The sequence below is a fragment of the Paenibacillus sp. EB106-06-01-XG199 genome (genome assembly GCF_058791575.1).
The window spans coordinates 1-548 of the sequence record NZ_JBYTDQ010000049.1 but is presented as its reverse complement, the minus strand read 5'-3'; the positions used below and the strand labels follow the sequence as shown (position 1 = coordinate 548).

Sequence of the window (548 nt, the reverse complement as noted above, 5' to 3'; positions counted from 1 at the left end):
GACCATTCCGATAAAATTGAGATGTTCAGGCTCAACGGAAGGAATGATCTTAGATGGCAAACAAGAGCTATAGTCTAGCTCACACGAAGTGGATGTGCAAATACCATATCGTGTTCACCCCGAAGTATAGACGGAAAGAGATTTATAATCAAGTGAGGAAAGATTTGATCGAAATCGTCAAACGTCTATGTAAGTACAAGGGAGTAGAAATACTAGAAGGTCATATGATGCCAGATCACGTGCACATGCTGGTCGCGATACCACCGAAGATCGCCGTGTCTACGTTCATGGGATATCTGAAGGGAAAAAGTTCGCTCATGATCTTTGAGAAGCATGCGGGGCTAAAGTATAAGTATGGGAATCGAAAATTTTGGGCGGAAGGCTATTACGTGAGTACAGTGGGCTTAAATGAAGCCACAGTAGCCAAATACATCCGTGAACAAGAAGCACATGACCAAGCCGTAGATAAATTGAGTGTAAAAGAATACGAAGACCCATTCAGTGACAAAAGAAACAAAAAGAAATAAGCCCGTTTAACGGGTAAGTGA

The 548-nt window shown here is 42.2% G+C and carries 1 protein-coding gene; it reads left to right on the top strand.

Features of this window, described 5'->3' with window-relative positions:
• Positions 1–53 precede the first annotated feature (53 nt).
• Positions 54–527, top strand: coding sequence for an IS200/IS605 family transposase (gene tnpA, locus AC3WT9_RS34675; RefSeq protein WP_341094137.1), 474 nt, complete (start codon positions 54–56; stop codon positions 525–527).
• Positions 528–548: the final 21 nt, after the last annotated feature.

What these genes read in the sequence shown, in the direction of transcription:
- tnpA (WP_341094137.1), top strand. Translation starts at nt 54, where the DNA reads ATGGCAAACAAGAGCTATAGTCTAGCTCACACGAAGTGGATGTGCAAA.